The organism is Dolichospermum sp. LEGE 00240, assembly GCF_015207875.1.
GTDB lineage: Bacteria > Cyanobacteriota > Cyanobacteriia > Cyanobacteriales > Nostocaceae > Dolichospermum > Dolichospermum gracile.
The window spans coordinates 1-17,263 of the sequence record NZ_JADEVZ010000041.1; the positions used below are offsets into that span (position 1 = coordinate 1).

At 39.7% G+C, this 17,263-nt stretch carries 16 protein-coding genes; 10 read left to right on the plus strand and 6 right to left on the minus strand.

The window, feature by feature from the left end:
* The first annotated feature begins 37 nt into the window (after positions 1 to 37).
* The 3 genes from IQ226_RS14475 to IQ226_RS14485 all read left to right on the plus strand — a co-directional run bounded on the left by IQ226_RS14475 (position 38) and on the right by IQ226_RS14485 (position 1,942).
* A complete protein-coding gene (locus IQ226_RS14475) occupies positions 38 to 493 on the plus strand; it encodes a diacylglycerol kinase family protein (RefSeq protein ID WP_193896494.1) in 456 nt (151 codons plus the stop codon).
* A gap of 74 nt (positions 494 to 567) precedes the next feature.
* Positions 568 to 1,155: an aminodeoxychorismate/anthranilate synthase component II gene (locus tag IQ226_RS14480; RefSeq protein WP_193896431.1), complete on the plus strand. Its 588-nt coding sequence runs from the start codon at positions 568 to 570 to the stop codon at positions 1,153 to 1,155.
* A gap of 13 nt (positions 1,156 to 1,168) precedes the next feature.
* Positions 1,169 to 1,942 (plus strand): MBL fold metallo-hydrolase, encoded by a 774-nt coding sequence (locus IQ226_RS14485; protein ID WP_193896433.1) that lies wholly within the window; start codon positions 1,169 to 1,171, stop codon positions 1,940 to 1,942.
* Between the two features lie 293 nt (positions 1,943 to 2,235).
* Here IQ226_RS14485 and IQ226_RS14490 read toward each other — a convergent pair whose 3' ends face one another.
* Positions 2,236 to 3,462, minus strand: a complete 1,227-nt coding sequence (locus IQ226_RS14490; protein WP_193896435.1) for a ribulose bisphosphate carboxylase small subunit — start codon at positions 3,460 to 3,462, stop codon at positions 2,236 to 2,238.
* Between the two features lie 50 nt (positions 3,463 to 3,512).
* A complete protein-coding gene (locus IQ226_RS14495) occupies positions 3,513 to 4,949 on the minus strand; it encodes a BCD family MFS transporter (RefSeq protein ID WP_193896437.1) in 1,437 nt (478 codons plus the stop codon).
* A 143-nt stretch (positions 4,950 to 5,092) separates the two neighbouring features.
* Between IQ226_RS14495 and IQ226_RS14500 the strand changes: the two genes are divergently transcribed.
* The 3 genes from IQ226_RS14500 (at position 5,093) to IQ226_RS14510 (ending at position 7,439) form a co-directional block, all read left to right on the plus strand.
* Positions 5,093 to 5,608, plus strand: a complete 516-nt coding sequence (locus tag IQ226_RS14500) for a GNAT family N-acetyltransferase (protein WP_193896439.1) — start codon at positions 5,093 to 5,095, stop codon at positions 5,606 to 5,608.
* 346 nt (positions 5,609 to 5,954) lie between these two features.
* Positions 5,955 to 6,920, plus strand: coding sequence for a DUF1517 domain-containing protein (locus IQ226_RS14505; RefSeq protein ID WP_193896441.1), 966 nt, complete (start codon positions 5,955 to 5,957; stop codon positions 6,918 to 6,920).
* A 279-nt stretch (positions 6,921 to 7,199) separates the two neighbouring features.
* Positions 7,200 to 7,439 carry a hypothetical protein gene (locus tag IQ226_RS14510; protein WP_228039451.1) on the plus strand — a complete coding sequence of 80 codons (240 nt, stop codon included), beginning with the start codon at positions 7,200 to 7,202 and terminating at the stop codon, positions 7,437 to 7,439.
* A gap of 60 nt (positions 7,440 to 7,499) precedes the next feature.
* On the opposite strand, the gene panB is transcribed toward IQ226_RS14510, so the two are convergent.
* Positions 7,500 to 8,273 carry a 3-methyl-2-oxobutanoate hydroxymethyltransferase gene (gene panB, locus IQ226_RS14515; RefSeq protein ID WP_193896443.1) on the minus strand — a complete coding sequence of 258 codons (774 nt, stop codon included), beginning with the start codon at positions 8,271 to 8,273 and terminating at the stop codon, positions 7,500 to 7,502.
* Between the two features lie 410 nt (positions 8,274 to 8,683).
* On the minus strand, positions 8,684 to 9,748 hold the full coding sequence (locus IQ226_RS14520) for a two-component regulator propeller domain-containing protein (protein ID WP_193896498.1): 1,065 nt from the start codon (positions 9,746 to 9,748) through the stop codon (positions 8,684 to 8,686).
* Positions 9,749 to 9,921: 173 nt separating this feature from the next.
* Here IQ226_RS14520 and IQ226_RS14525 point away from each other — a divergent pair, with 173 nt between their 5' ends.
* From IQ226_RS14525 to IQ226_RS14540, 4 genes are all read left to right on the plus strand, one after another.
* Entirely contained in the window at positions 9,922 to 11,085 is a 1,164-nt protein-coding gene (locus IQ226_RS14525; protein ID WP_193896445.1) for a GuaB3 family IMP dehydrogenase-related protein, read from the plus strand.
* A gap of 318 nt (positions 11,086 to 11,403) precedes the next feature.
* Positions 11,404 to 11,727, plus strand: coding sequence for a thioredoxin (trxA, locus tag IQ226_RS14530; RefSeq protein ID WP_193896447.1), 324 nt, complete (start codon positions 11,404 to 11,406; stop codon positions 11,725 to 11,727).
* 365 nt (positions 11,728 to 12,092) lie between these two features.
* Positions 12,093 to 13,163 (plus strand): LOG family protein, encoded by a 1,071-nt coding sequence (locus IQ226_RS14535; protein ID WP_193896449.1) that lies wholly within the window; start codon positions 12,093 to 12,095, stop codon positions 13,161 to 13,163.
* Between the two features lie 565 nt (positions 13,164 to 13,728).
* Positions 13,729 to 15,051, plus strand: a complete 1,323-nt coding sequence (locus IQ226_RS14540) for a D-alanyl-D-alanine carboxypeptidase (RefSeq protein ID WP_193896451.1) — start codon at positions 13,729 to 13,731, stop codon at positions 15,049 to 15,051.
* A 97-nt stretch (positions 15,052 to 15,148) separates the two neighbouring features.
* Here IQ226_RS14540 and lptC read toward each other — a convergent pair whose 3' ends face one another.
* Both lptC and IQ226_RS14550 read right to left on the minus strand, forming a co-directional pair.
* Positions 15,149 to 16,393: an LPS export ABC transporter periplasmic protein LptC gene (gene lptC, locus IQ226_RS14545; protein WP_193896453.1), complete on the minus strand. Its 1,245-nt coding sequence runs from the start codon at positions 16,391 to 16,393 to the stop codon at positions 15,149 to 15,151.
* Positions 16,393 to 17,022 (minus strand): NYN domain-containing protein, encoded by a 630-nt coding sequence (locus IQ226_RS14550; protein WP_096664423.1) that lies wholly within the window; start codon positions 17,020 to 17,022, stop codon positions 16,393 to 16,395. The genes lptC and IQ226_RS14550 overlap by 1 nt, the downstream gene beginning before the upstream one ends.
* Positions 17,023 to 17,263: the final 241 nt, after the last annotated feature.

Here is a 17,263-nt window from a genome sequence, read left to right on the forward strand (position 1 = left end):
CCCCTACCTCCCCCACATCCCCCACATTCTTCTCTCTATGTCCCCAGAAGTTTCGTCATCACCAACAAATAATAGCTTACCAACGCTTGTGTCCAAAGATAGGGAACTTTCCTGGCAGATTGCCTCTAATCTATTTGTTAGTTTTAAGTATGCTTGGGCTGGAATTACCTACGCTTTTCAGACTCAAAGGAATTTTCGGATTCATGTGGCTGTATGCGCCTTGGCTATTGGACTAAGTGTATTTTTACAGTTAAAAACAGTGGAAGTATCCATAATTTCTGTAACCAGCGGTTTAGTTTTAACCCTAGAGTTAGTGAACACTGCCATTGAGTCAATTGTAGATTTAACGGTCAAACAGTCTTATCATGAGTTGGCAAAAGTTGCTAAAGACTGTGCTGCCGGTGCTGTACTTGTTTCTGCCTTAGTAGCCTTATTGGTTGCTTCTACATTAATATTGCCTCCTTTAGCAACATTAATTCTATCTACTTTCTAAATGGTAGATTGTGAACAGTAGAGACGTTTTCAGGGAACATCTTGGATATTTTTAAATAAAATCAGGTAAAAATTGTGATATTAGTCATTGATAATTACGATAGTTTTACATATAATTTGGTACAATACTTGGGAGAATTAGCAGTAGATTTCCCAGTTGCTAATGACCTGCAAGTGGTACGAAACGATAAGATTACTATAGATGAAATTAGGGCATTAAACCCTGACGCAGTGGTAATTTCCCCAGGTCCTGGTCGTCCAGATGATGCGGGAGTTTCCCTGGGTGCGATCGCCCAATTAGGAGATAAACTACCGATTTTAGGCGTGTGCCTAGGACATCAAAGTATTGGTCAGGTTTTCGGTGGTAAAATTGTCTCCGCCCCAGAATTGATGCACGGAAAAACCTCTCAGGTCTCGCACACAGGCAGAGGAATTTTTCAAGGTTTAGAAAATCCTTTCACCGCTACCAGATATCATAGTTTAGTTATTGAACGGGAAACTTGCCCGGAAGTATTGGAAATTACAGCTTGGGTAGAAGATGGCACAATTATGGGCGTGAGACATCGGCAATATCCTCACATTCAAGGAGTCCAATTTCATCCAGAGAGTGTCCTAACTGCTTTGGGTAAGGAATTACTGAGAAATTTTTTGCGAACTTTGTAAAGCGAGTGTTCTTATGAAACGACGACAATTGATAGGCTATGCTGGAGTAGGTTTAGTAACGGCTATAGTTACCAATTTAGATGATCGAGTTCCAGCAAATGCCCAATCTAGTGGGGTATCAATTCAGTGGTTAGGCCATACTTGCTTTTTATTGATCGGTAATGGTATCAAAATTCTGATCAATCCCTTTAACAATTTGGGCTGTACGGCTAAATATCGTCCTCCAAAAGTTCCATCAGATTTGGTATTAATTAGTAGTCAATTATTAGATGAAGGGGCAATAGATAAAATATTGGGAAATCCCAAATTAGTTTATCAGCCAGGTGTCTATGAGTTTCGGGGCGTTAAATTTCAGGGAATTACCACAGATCATGATCGTAAGGGTGGAAAACAATTTGGGAAAAATATAGCCTGGAAATTGAACCAAGGCGGAATTAATCTGTTACATTTAGGGGGTGCTGCTGCACCGATTACCTTAGAACAAAAAATTCTCATGGGTCGTCCTGATGTATTATTTATTCCTGTTGGCGGCAGTGATAAAGCTTATAATCATCAAGAAGCAAAACAGGCAATTGATATCTTAAATCCTAAGTTAGTTATTCCTACCCATTATCGGACTCAAGCGGCTGAAAGTGGCAAGTGTGACATTACTCCAGTAGATGATTTTCTGAATTTGATGCAGAGTGCGAATATTAATGTCCGCCGCAGTAACAATGATTCTGTATTAATTAACTCTAAGAGTTTACCAGAAAAAACGGAGGTTCAACTTTTGAGTTATCAGTTTTGATTCCTTAATTCATTGTAGCGACTGTCTTGATTGTCAAGCGATGGTCAAATAAAAAGTTGAAGTCTAGGAAAAATGACCTAATTCTGGTAAGTCAGAAACTAAAGTAGTAGAAATAACTTGACCAATACCAGGAGTAGTTTTGAATAAGTGGGTGGTGGGTGAACACAATAAAACCAATCTGTGTAAAGAAAAGTAAAATTCCCCAAACCCTCTTCACTATTGCCTCTTGCCTTGCCATAAGGACGATTTTCAATGCTAACCTACTTAGATTGACTTTATCAATCCATTGTTGATTATTTTGGGTCATTGGGACGCTGAATAATTGTCTCTACTACCCGTCGTTTTGCTTGTGGGTCAATTCCTACCAAACGCACATATTCACCGCTATATTCAGATAAACAAGATTCTAAAGTAGAAATAGCATCGGAATGGGCATCAATATTAAAAGAACCACAACTTTGCCAAGAACCTGTCCGAAACCGTCTTTCATCAACGTGTTCAATGCCAATTTTACAACCTTGAGATAAAATTTGGCGAACTTGTTCTTGAGTTTCTAAACTTAGATGAGTAGGTTGATTAACCGTAGGTTTGCTAACTGGACTTTCGACAACAGCTAAACTTGCTTGAGAAGCTTTACCGCGATTTAAACGATTATATTCATCTACTAAATGAGAAGTTTCTACCCGTTTTTGTTCACTCACCATAAATTTGCCAGACTCAATTAAATGAGAGAGAGTAAAATCTGGCTTTTTAAATGCTGGTGGACCCTCCAAACTATTAACAACTCGTAAAGAGACATTTTCAAACCCAATTTGATGGATAAAACTACGAATTTGTTCATCATAAATCCGAGAACGCAAAGCACTAAAAAAGTCAATAGATTGATGGGGAAAAGTATCAACTAATTGGGTAATTTCTCGGTCTGAAAGTCCATCAGGTGCAAAAATTCCCCCCACAATTCCTATTTTATCATCACGGTTTGGTTCCCAATAAAATTTATCCATTCTCCCATCACGAATTAATGGTGCATAGAGAGTAGAAAAATCATTGCCGGTAACAATAATGGGGACACGACATAAAGGATTGGAATCATAACTTCCCGGTAGCTGCACATCTGTGGGATTATCAGCAATATTCATCAGTGTGGCATTTACCAACTGAGTATTTACTGTATATTGAGTTCCTTCGTCAAAACGTCCCGCACCGGCATCTAAATCATTAATCATCAGTACGCACATTTTCCCCCGCACTTTGATTAATTCTGCTGTTTCCCGATAACGTAATCGAATTAACCGTGCAGGATCTCCCGCGTCTGGACTTTCTAATTCTCCTCCAGATATTAAGGTGACTTCGATACCCATTTTTTCAAAGACTAATTCGCATTGAAAAGTTTTTCCCTCACCTTTGCGTCCATGAATACCTAAAATTAGAGGAACGCGAATTCCAGGAATATTTAAGAAGTTTTTGGTGATATGAACTGCAAGTTTATCAAGAAAACTAGGCGCAATGTAGTAACTCATAGAATGTATCCCTGGTTATGTTTTATTTGTTAGTTGTTAGTTGTTGGTTGTTAATTATCTAAGTCACTTTCGAGAACAGAGGCTAAAACTTGTTTTGTGTTAGTTTGAAATTCTGTAACATTGACTCGATTCAAAAACCAAATTGATATCAACATTCCCACAGCTTCTAATAGAAATACCATGCCATAAGCTAAGACTAAATCATCGGGTAAAAACTTGCGTCCTAAATCTAAAACAGTACCACCAATTACCGTAGCAATGCCTCTAGATAAAGACTGGGCAAGTCCCCAAGCACCAATAAATGTACCTGCGGCTTCAGCAATTGTTAAGTCTAACATTAAAGTAACGGCTGCGGTGGTGACAAAACCAGTAGATAAACCAAATAAAACTAAAGTTGATTTGAGGAGAGATGGATTTGCGGAAAATCCCGAAAAACCTATTAATAAAGCGGCAACTGCTACTAAGATACAACCTAACTTTATGGTCTTTTTTTTACCTAAACGGGGAACAATGAAAAAACCTGTGATTCCATAGGAAATTAATATCCCTGTACCGTAAAAAACGTTGAGTTTGGTACTTTCTGCTAAGGGCATTTTAAATACTTGCCCTGCATAGGGTTCTAAAATGGGATCTTGCATAAACAAGCTGATAGTCATCACTAATAAAAATGCGAAAAATAAGCCTGTTTGGGGACTAGCTGTTAAAATTTTCCAAGCACCTTTTAAGGTTATACCATCTTCCCGATTTCCTTTATTGGCACGATTCAAGAAACGGGAATATTTGTTTTCAACCCCTACAGTGGCCACAATTGCTAAACTAAAAACGATGCTGGGAACTATTATAAATAGACGATTAATTGCCGCTTGTAAAGTTTCTAGAGGTGCGTTTGCATCTAATTGTTTTAATAGGCTGGAACTGATGATTGCTCCCACTATAATCCCTACCATTAACATTGACCAAACAATACCCACAACTTGGGAACGGTTGTCTTCTTCGGAAATATCCACTAATAAAGCTGCAAATGCTGTACCACTGGCACAAATTGCTAAACCGTAAATTGCGAACACTAACCCTAAAACTGCTGTCCAACCGATGGTTTGGGTAGTCCATGTCCAGGTATCACCAATATTAGCGGCATTTAACTGCCACATTACTTGTACCGCTAAAAATGCTGCGATCGCAAATATTCCTGCTCCTCCCCATACATAAGCCGTGCGATGATAACCTAATAAGGGTTTAGCGTCGGACATTTGCCCAAATAAAATCCTGGTCGGTGCGATAAAATAGGGGATGGCTAATACTAAACTACCTATAGTTGCCGGAATTGCGATTTCCTGAATCATGACCCGGTTAAGCACTCCCAGAGTCAAGATAGACATCATACTCAACCCCATTTGAAACAATCCTAGCCGAAACATCGTCAAAATCTTGACCTTGGGGATAGATAAGGATTGATTTAGGGTGTCAAATGTATCATTCATTGCCATAGCTGCTTTTTATCTTGTTTTCTAAATAGTAGCACCCTGGGTATATTTCTAAAATCCAATATTATTCCTATATAATCTCAATTAAATGGTAAATTAATTTGAGAATCATCACATTTAATTTTCATTAGAATATAATTCTCTCTATGAATAACTCATCAATTACCATTACTCAGTTATTAGATACAGATTTGGGAGAACTCAGAAAAATCAGTCGAGAGATTTGGTATAGCCATTATCCGACAATTCTCAGCCATGCACAAATTGAATATATGCTCAATAAAATGTATGGAATAGGAGTAATTGAAGATGAAATTTATCACCAAGGCATATTTTATGATCAAGTTTTACATAATTCTGAATTGGTTGGTTATTTATCTTATAGTTCAGAAACGCTGAACAATATCAGTTATTTAAAATTACACAAATGTTACTTGTTACCATCATTACATGGTTTTGGCTATGGTCAAAAGATGTTATTTCATGTTTGCCAAAAAGCCCAAACAATGAACCTCAAACAAATAATCCTCAATGTCAATAAAAGAAATGAAAAAGGCATTAAAGCCTATTCCAGATTTGGATTTAAAATTATTGATAGTCAGGTAATAGATTTTGGAAGTGGCTTTGTACTGGATGATTACATCATGGGTTATGATATTTGAATAATTCAATAATTTGTGATTTACTCTATATCAATAAATTATCCAAATTACAAAAAAGGGAACAGGGAACAGATAAGAAACTAAAACAATACAATTGAGGGCGGGGAAACCCCTACGGCTTTTGGAATTTAATCATTACATCAGTTTGGCATCACTGAGAATGAGAAATTATTAATTGATTCTAAAGTTTTTTGATTCTCAAGATATTTCCTTGTACGGTTATCAACGCCAGAAATCTCTCCCTATTTCCACCCTAACCAAGAAAAGAGGCGGTAGATTAGAGATAGTGTCTTCTTCAAAACCGGGGAAGTGATCATAAAAATACAGTTGTCGCCATAAATGTGTTATGAGTAAAAAAATACAAGGATTCCTCAAACCCCTATTGAAAACCGTCTTTATCTTTAGCTTAGTGCTAACCTTAGCTTTCAGTCATGCTAATGATGCCTTAGCAGCCCGTAGTGGTGGCAGAATTGGTGGTGGTTCTTTTAGAATGCCTTCTAGCCGCACTTATGCACCCCGGACAAGTATGCCCGGTAATGGCGGCTACTATGCCCCTTATGGTGGTGGTTTTGGCTTTCCGTTTCTTTTACCCTTATGGGGTTTTGGCGGCGGTTTTGGTGGGTTGTTTGGGATTTTAATCTTTTTTGCAATGGCGAATTTTTTAGTCCAAACCTTTCGCCGTGTTACCAGTGGAGAAACCGAAGAAGTCAGCTATAGCAGCAATCCCTCGGTGTCTGTCACCCGGTTACAAGTTGGTTTATTAGCCCAAGCCAGAGATTTACAACCTGAACTAAATCGCATTGCGGAAACCGCTGATACCAATAGCCCAGAAGGAAGAACTGAAGTTTTACAAGAAGCTAGTTTGGCTTTATTGCGTCACCCTGAATACTGGGTATATGCGGGTGGTGGAACTCAACAAGCAAAACTAAATTCCGCAGAATCTCAATTTAATCGTCTATCTTTAGCCGAACGCAGTAAGTTTAGCGAAGAAACTCTCTCTAATGTCAATAATCAACTCAAGGCTGTTGCTAGTCGGGAAGCTTTAGCTGGTGAAGTGGATAACCCTACCCGCTTGATTAGCGAAGGACCAGGAGAATATATTATTGTCACCTTATTAGCAGCGACTTTGGGTAAATGTGAAATTCCGGCTATTAATAATGCTGATGATTTGCGTCAAGCTTTACGTCAAATTGGTAGTCTTCCCAGTGAACAACTGTTAGCAATTGAAGTTTTGTGGACTCCCCAAGCAGAAGGAGATACACTGACATCAGATGATTTGTTTGCGGAATATCCTGATTTGAAATTGGTTTAATTCGGGAATTGGGGATTAGGGACAACAGCCGTTGGAAATGACTTGTAATCGAAAATTGCGACATTCGTTTTAAGATTATTTATGTCACAATTGAGGAAACTACCATTTATAATCCTACTGCTGTACAAGCCCTAACCTGTCTGAGGGTTTGTGAAATGCTGTCTAACCGCCTTCTAGACATCCACCTAGTTCGATTTGATGAAATTGAGCGATATGTATACATTCTTGCAGGCGATGAAATGGAAATTTTAATCTTCCCTGAAGGAAATTGGAGGTTTAATGATGAAACCTAATTTTGTTCAAATGTCGAGGTCTGAGTTGAAAGACTATGTACGTAAACATCCCAAGGATTGGGAGGCTTTGAATATTCTAGTGAGTCGTCGTACTCCTGACTCGGAAGCTACATGGTATGCGCCAATGGTGACAGCAGAAGGTATACCAATAGAAGAAAATGTTCGATTAGCAGAAGAAGCTATTCAGGAACGGATTACCTTAGAGAAGCCAAAAAGAGTCTATTAGGAGTATAAGTGATTTCAAACTCTTACTCTCTGCGCCTCTGCGCCTCTGCGTGAAACAAATTCATTTAGGAAACTGTCCTTCGCGCACTTCCACAGCGTAATCTTGTACCGCTTTGGTAATTGTTTCTCGCAAATTTGTATAAACCTTAGCAAATGGTGGTTGTTTTTCCGAAAGTCCGAGAATGTCAGAAGTTACCAATACTTGACCATCACAGCTAGATCCTGCACCGATGCCAATAGTAGGAATACGGAGTTGTTGAGTAATTTGCAGTGCTAGTTTTGTGGGAATATGTTCTAATACTATCGCAAAAACCCCAGCTTGTTCGAGAGCGATCGCTTCATTGAAAATTCTCTCTCCTGCTTCCTGGGTTTTTCCCTGTTGTCGTAACCCTAATTGATGAATTGATTGAGGTGTTAAACCCACATGACCCATAACGGGAATTCCCGACTGCACCAACCGGGTAATAGTTTCCACCATTGCGGGATAACCACCTTCTAATTTTACCGCTTGCGCCCCCGTTTCCTTCAACACCCTACCGGCGGAGTGCATAGCTTGGGAAATACTTTCCTGATAGGTCAAAAATGGTAAATCCACCACAACTAGAGCGTTTTTGACCCCACGCCGCACAGCTTTAGCATGATGGATCATTTCATCCAAAGTTATTGGTAAAGTAGTTTCATAACCCAGGACAACGGCAAGAGAATCACCAACTAGGATCAAGTCTACACCAGCTAGATCCAAAAGTTGAGCGATCGCATAATCCCAGGCAGTTAACGCAACAATCGCCCGTCCCTGTTGTTTCCATTGAGTTAATTGTTGGGTAGTAACTGCCATAAAGAATTGATCATTGATAATTGTCAATTGTTAATTGTCAACTGATAATTGTCAATTAAGTAAGTAGGTGGGCGTTAAAAATTGTCGTTATGGTATGGTAAGGCAAGAGGCAATCATGCAAGAGGCAAAAGTCAAGAGGTCTTGGGGGATTTTACTTTTCTTCACACATTTTGGTTAGCTATCACCTTCTCAGAGGATGTTTGAAACGTTTTTAATGTATCAATAAACCCCTCTCCAAACCTCTCCCCGACGCGGGGAGAGGCTTTGAAACCCCCATTCCCTTGTAGGGAAGGGGGGAAGGGGGGTTAGGTTTCGGAGATTCTCGGTTTCATCTAATACTTTTCAAACAACCTCTCAGATTCGAGACTATTCTTATCTTCTTCTAATTCTTCCTCCTGACTCGGTGACTCCTATTTCACATACCGACCAAAACCAAAATGAGGTTGAGCCGTACCCACCGAAGGCATTAACCAAGCTAAACCCTCCGTTGTTCCCACCCATAACTTATTACCAATATCCGGAGCCAAAGTCAAAACTCGACTAGAAGGCAGTCCCGTAACTTGGTCTAATACTGCCCCTGTATATGGATTTAATCGCAGCAAACCATTATTAGTACCCACCCACACACTACCATCCTTGGCAAACCTCACCGATGTCACGTTGCGTCCACGCAAAGGAGTCACAGACCGTAACACAATACCATTTTTGGGGTTAATCACCAACAATTGATTTGGCATACCCGCCCAAATTAACCCCTGGGGACTAATAGCCAAAGTTTGGACAGTTCCCCCCGGTAGATTTTGGATTCTCTTCATCAGTAAAGCACTGGAAGTATTCACCTTAACAATTCCATCTAGCGTCCCCACCCACAACTGACCGTCAGCATCTAAAGTCATCGCATTAACACTGACACCGGGCATATTTTTAACCGTCGTCATAATTAAACCTTGGTCGGGACTAACCAAAGTTAACCCAGCATCAGTTCCCACCCATAAATAGCCGCGTTTGTCAAGTAACAGTGATAATACTCGTTTAGAGGGTAATAATAAATTCTGGGCTGTAATTTGACTGGTTTGGGGGTCTACTCTCGTTAACCCTTGATTATTTCCCACCCACAAACGCCCTACCTTATCTTGGACTAAAGCACTAATCGCAATATTTGGTAAACTCACACGGGAAATAACCCTGCCTGTATTGGGATTAATGCGTGATAATCCACGCCACGAACCTACCCACAGATTACCAGTGAAATCTCCCAATAAGTTACTAATGCGATAATCTACAGGTGTTTCTCCCTGTTGCAATTGTCTCTCATTGGGTAAGGGTTTAATTCGTTCTGGTGGTGGTGCGGCTGGATAGGTGGGGGTAGATTTAGGTTGATTCAGACTGGGATTTTTGTCTGTATTCTCAACCGTTTGGGCTGTAGCTGGTGTCACTGTGCTTGGGAAAGCTATTAATCCCAGCAAAGCGGACATTATTAATAATTTAGTATGCTTGTGAAATAAAGTCACGGTTATATTCCTGCTGATAGAAGTATCCAATTTTTTCCAACATCCGCTGAAAAATCAAAAATTTTGAATTATCCCCAATTCCCAATATCACCACAATTTGATACCCTAGCTTAAACAGTTTCGAGAAAAGTTAAAGCGTGGAAATTCAACTTGGGCGGGGAAAAGTGGCGCGTCGAGCCTATGGAATTGACGAAATTGCTTTAGTCCCTGGTAACAGAACTCTCGATCCGAGTTTAGCTGATACTAAGTGGCAAATCGGCAATATTGAGCGAGAAATTCCCATTATTGCCAGTGCAATGGATGGTGTGGTTGATGTGAAAATGGCTGTTCGCTTGTCCCAATTAGGGGCATTAGGAGTAATTAATTTAGAGGGTATCCAAACTCGCTATACTGACCCCGAACCGATTTTAGATCGGATTGCCTCCGTCGGCAAAGATGAATTTGTCAGCCTGATGCAAGAACTATATGCTGAACCAATAAAGCCGGAATTAATTGAAAAACGTATTCAGGAAATTAAACAACAAGGCGGCATTGTGGCAGTTAGCGCAACTCCAGCAGGTGCAAGCAAATATGGCGAAGTCGTAAGTAAAGCAGGAGCAGATTTATTTTTTATCCAAGCTACAGTAGTTTCTACTGATCACCTATCTCCAGAATCTATTACCCCCCTTGATTTGGCGGAATTTTGCCGTTCTATGCCCATCCCTGTGGCATTAGGAAATTGTGTTACATATCAAGTTGCCTTGGAATTGATGAAAGCTGGGGCATCGGCGGTATTGGTAGGTATTGGACCTGGTGCTGCTTGTACTTCTCGCGGAGTGTTGGGCGTGGGCGTACCTCAAGCTACTGCGATCGCTGATTGTACAGCCGCTAGAGACGATTATTATCGGGAAACCGGGAAATATATCCCCATCATCGCTGACGGTGGTTTAATCACCGGTGGAGACATCTGTAAATGTATCGCCTGTGGTGCAGATGGTGTCATGATTGGTTCTCCCTTTGCCAGAGCCGCTGAAGCCCCTGGGCGCGGTTATCACTGGGGTATGGCAACTCCTAGCCCAGTCTTACCTCGCGGGACCCGCATTCGCGTGGGTACAACTGGAACTCTAGAACAAATACTCAGGGGACCCGCTGGTTTGGATGATGGTACTCATAATCTTTTAGGAGCTTTAAAGACTAGTATGGGAACTTTAGGCGCTAAAAACATTAAGGAAATGCAGCAGGTTGAAGTTGTCATTGCTCCTTCTTTGCTCACCGAAGGCAAGGTTTACCAAAAAGCCCAACAGTTAGGTATGGGTAAATAACTCAAGGGGTCATTGGTCATTGGTCATTGGTTGGGGTTTTCTGCTAATACCTGACAACTGACAAGGAACAACTGACAACAACTTTGAGAATGACTGGAAAAATCACATATCTAGCCTACAATAGAGATGGCGGAGACAAAAGTTTCCGTTCACTCCTCACACCACACTCCGCCCGGACTAATGTTCGGGCGGTTCCTTATGTTGAGCATTCATTTTCTAATTTCTTGGAAATATACATCCTTTGCCTTTAAGACGACGTTTTTGCTATGGTAGAATTTTCACCAGGCTCAGAAATATCTTATGTGAGGGTTTTTAGGTATGTCAGCAGCAGCAGAAGTTAAAGATGATACGTTTAAGCAAGAAGTCCTCGACAGCGAAGTTCCCGTATTAGTTGATTTTTGGGCTCCTTGGTGTGGTCCGTGCCGCATGGTAGCTCCTGTTGTCGAAGAAATCGCTGTTCAATACGGAGAACAACTCAAGGTTGTCAAAGTTAACACGGATGAAAATCCTCAGATTGCTAGTCAGTACGGTATTCGCAGTATTCCTACATTAATGATTTTCAAAGATGGACAAAAAGTAGATATGGTGGTGGGTGCTGTACCTAAAACCACTTTATCTACTACTTTGGAAAAGTATCTTTAAGCTGAATAAACAATAAACTTAGCTTAAGTTATTCATTTACAGGATCAATTACAAAACGAAAATGGTGCTTCCCCTATCTTTTTTTAAGTCACAGAAAAAGTCTGGTGTCAGTACCACTTTCGGGCATTTTTGTTCTAATTGTTGGTCAACCAAAGATTAATTACTGAGAAGCCTATATTGTCATAATTACCATCAATATGGGAAATATCATGTAAAATAACGTCAGTTACTAGTACAGGAAGGCGAAAGTCAAAAAGCAAATGATATTAAGTCTTTTCGGGGTTTTTAATTATTGTTAGTTGAGTTACGCCCCATTGTACTAGTAACTTGAGTTAGAATATAATGCCATTATTGCGGCAGTAAGTATGACTTCTGAAGCGTCCTTTTCTTCATTGGATTCTCTCCAAGCGGATATTGCTGAACTAATAGACCGTTTACCGACACTAAAACATAGGCAATTTATTCAGCAATCACTCACCACAATTTTGCGTCTTGCTGATAGTGATATTGAACGTCTTGACTGGAAAATATTATCTGCCGCCTTAGCAGATATGGAATGTGGTTTCCAGTTGTTTTATAACTACCGCCATGTTCGGAAAATTACTATTTTTGGTTCCGCCCGCCTAGCACCACATACACCAGCATATCAAATGGCAGTTGCATTTAGTCGCGCTGTTTCTGCACTAGGATTTATGATTATGACAGGTGGTGGTGGTGGGATTATGCAAGCTGGTCAAGAAGGTGCTGGTAGGGAAAATTCTTTTGGTTTAAATATTCAGTTACCTTTTGAGCAACAAGCTAACCCAATTATTGAAGGTGATGCTAAACTAATTGATTTTAAATACTTTTTTACTCGCAAATTATTTCTTCTCAAAGAAAGTGATGCTGTGGCTTTATTTCCCGGTGGTTTTGGCACTCAAGATGAGGCTTTTGAATGTATGACATTGACCCAAACAGGTAAATTTGGTCCAGTTCCTTTGGTGTTAATTGATCAGCCAGGGGGTGATTATTGGCGTTCTTGGAGTCAATATATTGATGAGAAATTGGTAAAAACAGGGCTTGTTAGTCCAGATGATCAGAGTTTGTACACTATTACGGATAATCTTGAAGTTGCTTGTAGTGCCATTACTGGATTTTACCGAATTTATCATTCTAGTCGTTATGTTGGTGATCAATTGGTGATTCGCTTAAAAGAAGATTTATCCGATGCTCAAGTGGAATTACTCAATACTCATTTTAGTGATATTTTGCTGAGAGGTGAAATTGTTAAAAGTCAAGCATTACCCCAGGAAGAACAAGATGAAACGTCTAATTTACCTCGGTTAGTTTTAAATTTTAATCAACGAGATTTAGGGCGTTTATATCAAATGATTGGGGTAATTAATCAGGTGGGTGTTCCCACTCCAGAGGAATTGGCACATCCAGAAAGGAAGTAGCCTATACCAATTATTAATTAGCCAAAATATTTTATTCCTAATACACTAATACATAAAACTTGCACTATGGGAATAATAATTGATTATTCTCCTGTCATAATTCAGAGGGAACAGGGAACAGGGAACAGATTTTAGAGCTTCAATCAAAAAAAGATGTTTTTAAAAGTTGCGTATCCCTAAAAACAATGTCATTATTGCCGTCTCATGTTTACAAACATGAGTTTTTCTGTTCCCTCTGAATTTATTATGACTCAATACTGATAAATATAATCAGGCTCGTATATTGGTGTAAGTTGCTAGGAAAAGAGGGAATTAAAAGTTAAAAATAGTCTCACAATATAGTTGACGCTTAGGAAATTAAAGAAAACTCTTAGAGGATGTTTGAAAAGTTTTTAATGTATAAACAAACCCCTCTCCAAACCTCTCCCCGACGCGGGGAGAGGCTTTGAAACCCCCATTCCCTGGCAGGGAAGGGGGCTGGGGGGTTAGGTTTTTGGAGATTATCGGTTTCATCTAATACTTTCCAAACAACCTCTTACCAATTAACGAATAAAGGAATTTGAATATGCTGGAATTATTAGGATCAGGTTTGTTTTCTATGTGGTTAGAAATGGCTAAGGCGCAGATTCAACCGTTAGAAGCCTTGAGTGTCTTGGCTTGGCAAGGTAGTTCTAATTTGATTCTTGTCCCTGATCCAAGCCCAGCAGGTGCTATTACAGTCCACCAATATCTGAGTGAGTTAATTACATCAAAATTAATTGACAAAGATCTCATCTCTTCTCAGGGGATTTGGTTGCAGTCAGGACCAATGCTGATGGCTAATCATCAAGGTACTATACCTTTACCCGCTGCTTCTTTAACTAAGGTTGCTACTTCATTGGTGGCTTTGAAAGCTTGGGGTCCGAATCACCAATTTGAAACTTTAGTTAGTAGCACTGGACCGTTAGTAAATGGGGTGGTGCAGGGTGATTTAGTGATTACTGGTAGCGGTGATCCTATGTTTGTGGGGGAGGAAGCGATCGCTCTGGGAAATACTCTGAATAAAATGGGGATTAAGCAAGTTAAGGGCAATTTGGTAATTACTGGTAACTTTGCGATGAATTTCCAACGTCATCCCCTACTCGCCGGTCAATTACTCAAACAAGCACTAAATCACCGAACTTGGTCTCGTTCTGTGGTTTTCCAATACTCAGTTATGCCCAAGGGAACACCTAAACCTCAAGTGATTATTGCTGGTAATATTAAGGCGGACTCTCAGCCGAGAGTTGGACAGACTTTACTAATCCGTCATTTTTCCTTACCTTTGCAAAAAATCATTAAGGAAATGAATGTTTTTAGTAATAACGATATTGCGGAAATGTTAGCCGATTCTGTGGGCGGTGCAGATGTAGTTAGCACCACAGCATCCCAACTGGCTAGATTCCCAAAGTCAGAAATTCTCTTGATTAATGGTTCTGGTTTAGGGAAGGAAAATCGAATTTCTCCTAGGGGGGTTTGTGCTATGTTTATGGCATTGCAACGGGAAGCTAGTTTTTATCAGTTAACTTTAGCTGATTTATTTCCTACCTCTGGATTGGATCATAGAGGCACAATCCATTCTCGACATATGCCCAAAGCAACGGTAATGAAAACTGGTACTCTCAATGATGTGAGTGCTTTGGCTGGAGTTGTCCCCACACGCGATCGCGGTTTGGTTTGGTTTACAATTATTAATCGTGGTGGCAGTGTGTCAGCTTTTCGGGTTCAACAAGATAAACTTCTCCAAAATTTAGAAAAAGAATTAGAAGTATCTACTGACACTCCCGATCCTGTCACACCTCGATTAGATAATTCTTTACCAAATTTTGGTGCAGCTAATCGCAATCAAGTTTTGTATAAGCAATCGTAGGGGGAAGGAGTCAGGAGTTAGGAGTCAGGAGTTAGGAGTCGGAAGGAAGAAGGAAGAAAATAAATTTATACCCTGCTCCCCTGCTCCCCTGCTCCCCCTACCTACCTTCCTGGGGAATAATTTCTGTAACTACTCTGCTGTTGGCAGAATTACCACCTTTAACAACAATATTTTCTGTTTCTAAATTACCGACGGCTGTTTCTCCTTGAAAAGTTAGTTTTGGTTCAATTTGACGATAAATGATATTTCCTTGAGCTTCTAACAATTTTTTATCTAAATACCAAGTTAGTTGATTTGATTTTAAAGACTGACTGCGTTTTCCAACCGCATTCACATTACCAGTGAGATACACAGTGTTTTCTGGTATTTTCATTTTTCCCTGATTAGCAGTCACAGTCACATTCTCAGCAGATTGGAATATGCGAATAGGAGAATTTGTGGTAATATTTTCTTTATTAATATTCCAGGTGATAGAGTTACTAGTAACTTGCATTGGTGGAGCTATTAACTCTAATTTTGCCTGTGGTTTGAGAGTAGCAATTTGAGTTCTTAAATTAATTTCTGCGGCGTTACCCTGACCACGTGCAGTAATTTTGTTGTCTTTATATCTTTCTATTTGAATAGGGCGATCGCTAAATAATTTCTCCTCCTGAATATGCCACATTAAATGCTCAGTTCGCATTTGTAACTGTGGATCTGTGGATTTAGCAACTACTCCTTGTGAAAATTCTACCCGTTGTTCACGAGTTTTAATCTTGGCTTCTTGAGCTACAGCTTGTAATTGTTTATGACTACCATTTAACTGATTGCGAACAATTAATAAATCTTCTTGAGGTCGCCATTCTAACTCATTACCCTTGAAAACAATCCCATTACGGGGATCGGTAGCGACAATTTTACCTTGAAGAAATAGTTGTTTACCATCTTGCTTAATGTTAGCTTTTTCTGCTTTAATTTGGTAGACAACTTTTCCATCTTGGTAAAGTTCTCCTTCGGGCTTTTCCGCCTGACCTACCTGTTTATCTGTAGTATATTTTGCCTCTTTAGCTTTAACTTTCCAAATTGGTCTACCTACCTCATCAAATTGTTCAAAAACAATCCCAGAAAAAGTTATCTTAGTTTCATCATCTTTTGGAGATGAAGGATCAATTTTGGATTGGGTAGGTGATGGATTACCGCAACTCGACAAGCATAAACCTAAACATAATATCAAAGGTAGGTAAAACCAATTAGTTGGTAATGTTAACCCCAAAAATGAATAGAAGCGGGGAGAATGATTTTTAATTCCCCTCTGATGTTTTTCATCTTGTCTTCCATTCTCCCTAGCTTGTGAATATTGCATTATTCTGGAACTTCTAGATGTCTACTACTATCTCTAGGATCGTCTAAAAAGCCCATACTAGACAATGGCCGATATGGATAACTTTGACGGGGGGTTTTTTGGATATCTTCTTTGATGGCTTCTAAATCAATATAGCGATCGCTCACATTAATTAAACTATCACTAGTCATAGAACGCAAACTCACCACCTCTACCCTCACCCCACGATAGCTGACAGAATTGACAGCATAAGCCAAATCGCCGTCACCGCTGACTAAAACTGCGGTATCATAGGAATCGCACAATGCCATCATATCAACAGCTATTTCCACATCTAAGTTAGCTTTTTTAGAACCATCCGGTAATTGCACCAAGTCCTTAGCAATCACCCGATAACCGTTACGACGCATCCACAACAAAAAGCCCTGTTGCTTCTCATTTGTCCGATCCACTCCTGTATAGAAAAAAGCCCGCAATAGTCTTGATCCCCCAGTCAAACGGCACAATAACTTAGTATAATCAATTTCAATTCCTAGTTGGAGCGCCGCATAAAATAAGTTTGAGCCATCAATAAAGATAGCCACCCGACCCCGATTTTCCAAAACCTGTTCTGGGGTAAATATTGAGTCGTTTTCAAAATTGTTCAACATTGTTGTCATACCTTGTGTTGTTATCCCTGTTATGATAGAAAGTTCTAACTATCTACTTGTTAGAGTTGCTTATGATAAGAATTCGGGAGTATGGCTAACGCCACGCTTCGCTATCAGAAGGCAAGAGTTATTAATTTTTGGATTTTGGATTTTGGATTTTGGATTGTTTTTGTTATCTTCAATCTAAAATCTAAAATCTAAAATTTTCCTCCCTTTTCCCCGAATTCTTTGGTTTTTTAAG